The sequence below is a fragment of the Frankia tisae genome (assembly GCF_025403405.1).
Lineage (GTDB): Bacteria > Actinomycetota > Actinomycetes > Frankiales > Frankiaceae > Frankia > Frankia tisai.
In genome coordinates this window covers 1-5,767 of record NZ_JANEZT010000400.1, presented here as the reverse complement: position 1 = coordinate 5,767, position 5,767 = coordinate 1, and the positions used below count along the sequence as shown (strand labels likewise).

The window sequence follows — 5,767 nt, the reverse complement described above, 5'->3', positions numbered from 1 at the left end:
CCCCAGCCCAGCTACCCGCCCCGAGCGGGATGCCGCCGCCCGCCGAGCCGCTCATGTCCGCGGGCCTGGTCACGGCGGAACACCCGGAGCGGGCCGCGGCAAGCGCCGACTGGGGTGTCGGGAACGTTGCCCACGCGGCGGCGGACGTGCTGATGATGGCCGACGCGCTCGTCGCTCGGTTGACCGCGCTACCCGTCGGCCAGGCCAGCGCATACGCCCGGATCCTGCGTGCCGACCTGTTGTTCCGGCTGGATCGGGCGGCCGAGGCCGGCGTCGCGCTGGACGCGGTGGAGACGCTGGGCGACGCCGATGACGCGACCCTGGCGCACGCGGCCCTCGTGCGGGGCGACTGGGCCGGCTATCCCGACGGCGGGGCGCAGACCCTCGGGCGCAGGCCGGACGGCTCGCCGATCCCCGCGGGCCGCCCCGCCTACCCGGACCGGGCCGAGGAGCTGTGGCGTCGGTCGCTAGCCGGCTACGGCCGCATCAACTCCGACGCCGGGCGGGCCGCCGGGCTGCTCCGGCTCGCCGAGGCGCCGACCGCCACCGGCCGTCCGATCCTGCGGCGTGCCCGCGTCGACGAGGCGGCGCGCCGGGCGCGGGCCGCGGGCGACGACGCCCTCGCCTGGACCGCCCGGGTGCACAGCCTGATCGAGCGGGCCCGGACCGGCGAGGCGTCCACCATGGAACTGCGGACCATGATGACAGCACTGGCAGAGTGGAGCCGCTTCGACGGGAGCACCAGCTACGGCCGCGGCCTGGGTCAGCTGCTCGCCGCGGCGACAGGCGGCGCGGTGAAGGCGGCCACCCCATGACAGCGGCCACCCATGACAGCGGCCATCCCACAGCCAGCGGGTCAGGTACGGCCGCCGGGGAACGGTGGCGGCGAGGTCGAGGGCTTCCGGCTCCGCACCACACCGGCGGGCGCGTCCACGGGCCGTGGAACGCCCACGGGCCGGGGCTCGGCGGGATCCTCGCCGAAAGGAGGGTTCGCCCGCCGACCGGGCAGCGTCACCCACGCGGTGCCGGCGTACTTCTCGCCGACCGCCACGTCGATCTCGCGGAACGCCGCCGGGTCGAGATCGCGCATCCGCTGGGCGGCGGTGCTGCGGAAGTACTCCGGGGACAATGCAAGAACAAGATCGGCGTCGGGATAACGCTCCAACATGCCGCGCACCTGGGGCGCGTCGATCAGCCGGGCGGCGACCACGACGGCGTCGCCCGCGGCGCCCGTTCCATCCACGACCACGTCGCCGTGGTGCAGCGACATCCGCAACCGCAGCCGGCTGCCGGGTTCGCGCCCGTCGTTGTAAGCGCGCTGGGCGATCTGCAGCTCGCGGACGAAATCGCTGGCGAGGTACGGCTTGGGTTCCGTCCCAGCCACGATGCCGAGGAAACCGTCGCCCTGGTCCTGCAGCAGCCGGATCGACTCCGCCGGCAGCTGCAGCCCCGCAACGGCCGCCGCCACAATCTCCCGCAGGGCGGCCCGCCAGTCGACCTGACCGAGCATGCTGCGCCGGCTGTACTGGCGGGCGTCGAGGAAGAACAGGCTGGCGTGCTCCGGTATGCCGGCACGTGGCTGCTGGTGCCCCCGCGCGGCCAGGACAGCGCCCGAGGACGCAGTGAGCCGCGAGTCGACCCGGAAAACCTCGTTGGCCGGGAACGACTTCGCCGCGGCGGCGAGGATGCGCGCCCTGCCGTCGGGAAGCAGCCCGTCCTCGAGCTGCGCCGAGATCTCCGACCAGTAGTCAAATGGCGTGCCGGTGAACTCCGGCACCCGGTCGCGGGTGAGGCCGGCGCGCACCAGCAGCAGATTCGCCTTGAAGTGCACGTTGAAGGCGTTGGCGAGCGCCCTGATCTCGACCTCGCTCAGCCCCTGCATCACGAGCCCCCGAACCGATCCCAAGATGCGGCCGACGCCGGCAGGCGTTCGCCGGCCGGCGCATTTCTCGCACGAATTCTAAGCCCGGGGTGGGCGGCACCGGGCGGATGCGTCACATCCGCGACAGAAGCCGGTGCAGATCTTCGCCGACGGGGCGCGCGGACGGTGGGGTGCCGCCCGCGCGCCCCGCGGATGGTGCACTGCGCTCGGAAGAACTCAGATGAGGCCGAGCGCACGGACGGCGTCGCGCTCCTCGGCGAGCTCACGCACCGAGGCGTCGATCTTCTCCCGGGAGAAGGCGTCGAGCTCCAGGCCCTGCACGATCTCGAACTTCCCGCCGGCGGCGGTCACCGGGAACGAGGAGATGAGCCCCTCGGGCACGCCGTAGGAACCGTCCGACGGGATCGCCGCGGAGGTCCAGTCCCCCTCGGGGGTGCCGTTGGTCCAGGTGTAGACGTGGTCGATGGCGGCCGAGGCGGCCGAGGCGGCCGACGAGGCGCCGCGGACCTCGATGATCTCGGCGCCGCGCTTGGCCACCCGCGGGATGAACTCGTCGGCGATCCACTTCTGGTCGCCGACGGCCTCGGCGCCGCTGCGGCCGCCCACCTGGGCGTGGAAGATGTCCGGGTACTGAGTGGCCGAGTGGTTGCCCCAGATGGTGATCTTGCGGATCTCGGCGCTGGGGACGCCAAGCTTCTTCGACAGCTGCGCGATCGCACGGTTGTGGTCGAGGCGGGTCATGGCGGTGAACCGCTCGGCGGGCACGTCCGGCGCGTGCGTCTGGGCGATGAGCGCGTTCGTGTTCGCCGGGTTGCCGACGACCAGGACCCGGATGTCCTCCGCCGCGCCGCTGTTGATCGCCTCGCCCTGCGGCTTGAAGATGCCACCGTTGGCGGACAGCAGGTCGCCGCGCTCCATGCCCTTGGTTCGGGGGCGGGCACCGACGAGCAGGGCGACGTTGGTGCCCTCGAACGCCCGCTTGGCGTCGTCGAACACGTCCACCCCGGCCAGCAGCGGGAACGCGCTGTCCTCGAGTTCGAGGGCGGTGCCCTCGGCCGCCCGGACGGCCTGCGGGATCTCCAGCAGCCGCAGCTTCACCGGCGTGTCCGCGCCCAGCAGCTGGCCCGACGCGATGCGGAACAGCAGCGCGTAGCCGATCTGACCGGCGGCGCCGGTAACGGTGACGTTGACGGGCGTTGAACTCACTGGCATCTCCTGGTGCAGGTCATCCGGAAGCTCGGGTGGCGGACCGGGACGACCGACGGCGATCGTGGACCGGCCCACGAGAATGCGATGTCTATATGCCGCCCCAACGATGCTAGTCCGACCGCCTGCAACAGGGGGAGCTTGGCGGGGCGGAGCGGCTCACACCCCCCGACGCCGTGTCGGCAGGGCCGGCGGGCGCGCCGACGTCGGCCCGCGGACGTGCACAGACGGCCCGCGCGGGCGGGGTGCCGCGGCGGACGGGCGGGCGGCGACTCCCCGGCGGTGCCGGCCCCTACTGGCCGATCTCGTCGCCGCAGCGGGGTGCCGGCGGCACGAGCTCGAAATGCTTGGCGTCGGCGGCGACCTGCAGAAAGGTATAGCAGCGGTTGATCTGCCCGAAATGCGAGGAAAAATCGATCGGGGCGGGCAGCAGGCCGTCGGCGTCGTAGCCCTTCAGCCCGCGCAACCCTCGGATGAACGCCTCCCGGCTCGGGCACGACCCGGCCGCGGCGAGCCCCCGCAGGAACATGTCGGCCGAGATCCAGCCGGACAGGGCGGCCTGCTGGGCCGGCGGTGACATCTGCGGGGCGTATTTGAGCATGGCGGCCAGGAAGCGTTGGTGCGCGGGCGTGCCCATCTCGAACGGCTGGTAGTCGACGAACGTGTAGAGGCCGGCGAGCACCGGGCCGAAGACTTTCAACAGGCGCTGGTCGTAGCTGACGGGCGACAGGATCACGCGCAGGTTCGCACGCGCGGCGCGGGCGCCGACGACCACCTGGCCGAAGGCGGCGCCGGTGACCGCGCCGACCAGGACGTCCGCGCCGCTGGCCCGCACCTTCTCCCCGATGCCGGGGATGTCGATCGGCCCGGTCGCGTCGACCCGCCCGACGACCCGGATACCCGCTGCCTGCAGGCTCAGCGCCAGCTTGTCCGCCATCGTCACCGACGTCGCCGAGAACGCCGACTGCGCGATGATCGCGTTACGCCCGCCGCGTTCGGCCACGAACGCGCCCCAGGTGGTGACGGACGGCCCATCCGAGATCATATTCGAGTAGCTGAACATGTTGTCGTTCTGCGTCCAGGCCGCCTCCAGCGACGTACCCGTCACCGGTATCCGGCCGCCGTGCAGGTACGCCGCGGAACCGCTGGCGACCGAGGTCGACTCGATGATGCCGAAGACCCGGTCGGTCTGGACCAGTTCACGGGCACCGGCCTCGTTGCCCGCAGGGTTCGAGGCGTCGTCGCGCCAGGTGTAATGGACCTGGCGGCCGCCCACCCCGCCGGCCTCGTCGGCGACCCCGAGCCGCGCGTCGACGCCGGCCCGGAACGGCGCGAACAGCGACGCCGCATTGCCGGTGTCCGGGTAGAGCAGCCCGAGGCGCACCGCATCCGGGGTGACACCCGGTTCGGCGCAGCGCGGCGCCGCCGGTCTCGCGTCGCCGGACACCCGGCAGCCGACCGCCCCCAGCGCGACCACCAGGCCCAGCAGGCCGACGACGATACGGCGGCGGCGGCCCCACACTCGACGCCGCAACCCGCCCTCCGGTCGCCGGCGGCCGGCGGCCGCAACCGTGACGCTGCTCACTCCTCCAAGCTTGGCGCACGACGTCATGCACCGATGCCATTCCGAATAATTTGTGAGATTCACCGGAACGCTGATTCCGCGAGTTTAGGCTGCGGGTCACGCCGGATGCCCGCCGAAACATTCGCCGACCCCTCCGCGGGGCCACCTGGCCGGCGGGGAAGGATGGGGCGATGGCCGCGGCGAAACCGACCCTGAAGATCGAGTACTGCACCCGCTGCCGCTGGCTGCCACGGGCGGCCTGGCTCGCCCAGGAGCTGCTGACCACGTTCGAGGGCGATCTGGCCGAGGTCTGCCTGGTACCCGCGACGGGCGGGGTGTTCGTCGTCCGGCTCGGCGACCGGGTGCTCTGGGACCGGCGGGAGCAGGGCTTTCCTGAGCCCTCCGCCGTCAAGCGGCTCGTGCGGGACGAGGTAGCGCCCGGACGCCCCCTCGGCCATGTGGAGGCGTCGGCGGCCGACCCGGACGCCTGAGCTCCGCCACCGGAAGCAGCGCGGTCAGAACGCGGCGGCGGCGGCGCGGGCTATGGCCTCGTCCAACGGTGCGGGAGCGCCGCTGACCCCGACAGCGCCCACGATCCTTCCGTCCCGTCGCAGCGGCAGCGCGCCGGTCAGTCCCGAACCGGGCTCGGGCTCGGGGCGCTCCCAGCCGCCGAACCCCTCGTCCCCGACGGAACCGCCCTCGCCGCCGGCGTGGTTCACCAGGCGGGCCGGTGCGGCGGGCGCCCGCGCCGCGCAGGCCCGGTCGACCGAGATGTCGGCGGTCTGCAGGCGGGCGTTGCCCATCCGAACATGGGCTACCAGAATGCCTGCGTAGTCGACGACAGCGAGGTTAACCGGTTGGCCGAGGTGAATCGCATACCTTTCCCCGGCGGCGATGATCCGACGGGCATCCTCGAGCGATACGGTCATCCGCGACTCTCCCCATAAAGCGGCGTTCCGGTGCGCCTGACCATAGGCCCAGATCGGCCGTCGGGTGGTGGAAGGCGCGCCGCACAACAACCCTCACTCACAGCGGTTCCGCACGCGAGCGACGGGATACAGAAGGACACGTGTTGCCCGCATCCGGTGCGCTGATGCCGCCGCCAGGGCGGGAGG

The 5,767-nt window shown here is 72.6% G+C and carries 5 protein-coding genes and 1 pseudogene; 2 read left to right on the top strand and 4 right to left on the bottom strand.

The features are described from left to right. A pseudogene (locus NBZ85_RS26595) lies at positions 1-815 on the top strand (hypothetical protein); the annotation flags it as partial. A 41-nt stretch (positions 816-856) separates the two neighbouring features. Here the strand turns inward: NBZ85_RS26595 and NBZ85_RS26590 are convergent. The 3 genes from NBZ85_RS26590 to NBZ85_RS26580 form a co-directional block, all read right to left on the bottom strand. Beyond that, positions 857-1,882, bottom strand: coding sequence for an effector-associated domain EAD1-containing protein (locus tag NBZ85_RS26590; RefSeq protein ID WP_261559589.1), 1,026 nt, complete (start codon positions 1,880-1,882; stop codon positions 857-859). A gap of 216 nt (positions 1,883-2,098) precedes the next feature. After that, positions 2,099-3,094 (bottom strand): malate dehydrogenase, encoded by a 996-nt coding sequence (locus NBZ85_RS26585; protein ID WP_261562818.1) that lies wholly within the window; start codon positions 3,092-3,094, stop codon positions 2,099-2,101. A 286-nt stretch (positions 3,095-3,380) separates the two neighbouring features. Then, complete coding sequence (locus NBZ85_RS26580; protein WP_264762325.1) at positions 3,381-4,700, bottom strand: ABC transporter substrate-binding protein; 1,320 nt, start codon at positions 4,698-4,700, stop codon at positions 3,381-3,383. Between the two features lie 143 nt (positions 4,701-4,843). Here NBZ85_RS26580 and NBZ85_RS26575 point away from each other — a divergent pair, with 143 nt between their 5' ends. Next, a complete protein-coding gene (locus tag NBZ85_RS26575) occupies positions 4,844-5,143 on the top strand; it encodes an Rdx family protein (RefSeq protein WP_261559579.1) in 300 nt (99 codons plus the stop codon). Positions 5,144-5,167: 24 nt separating this feature from the next. Here the strand turns inward: NBZ85_RS26575 and NBZ85_RS26570 are convergent, their stop codons facing one another. Further along, on the bottom strand, positions 5,168-5,581 hold the full coding sequence (locus NBZ85_RS26570) for a heme-binding protein (protein WP_261559587.1): 414 nt from the start codon (positions 5,579-5,581) through the stop codon (positions 5,168-5,170). Between the last annotated feature and the right edge of the window lie 186 nt (positions 5,582-5,767).

What these genes read in the sequence shown, in the direction of transcription:
- NBZ85_RS26590 (WP_261559589.1), bottom strand. Translation starts at nt 1,882, where the DNA reads ATGCAGGGGCTGAGCGAGGTCGAGATCAGGGCGCTCGCCAACGCCTTC.
- NBZ85_RS26585 (WP_261562818.1), bottom strand. Translation starts at nt 3,094, where the DNA reads ATGCCAGTGAGTTCAACGCCCGTCAACGTCACCGTTACCGGCGCCGCC.
- NBZ85_RS26580 (WP_264762325.1), bottom strand. Translation starts at nt 4,700, where the DNA reads ATGACGTCGTGCGCCAAGCTTGGAGGAGTGAGCAGCGTCACGGTTGCG.
- NBZ85_RS26575 (WP_261559579.1), top strand. Translation starts at nt 4,844, where the DNA reads ATGGCCGCGGCGAAACCGACCCTGAAGATCGAGTACTGCACCCGCTGC.
- NBZ85_RS26570 (WP_261559587.1), bottom strand. Translation starts at nt 5,581, where the DNA reads ATGACCGTATCGCTCGAGGATGCCCGTCGGATCATCGCCGCCGGGGAA.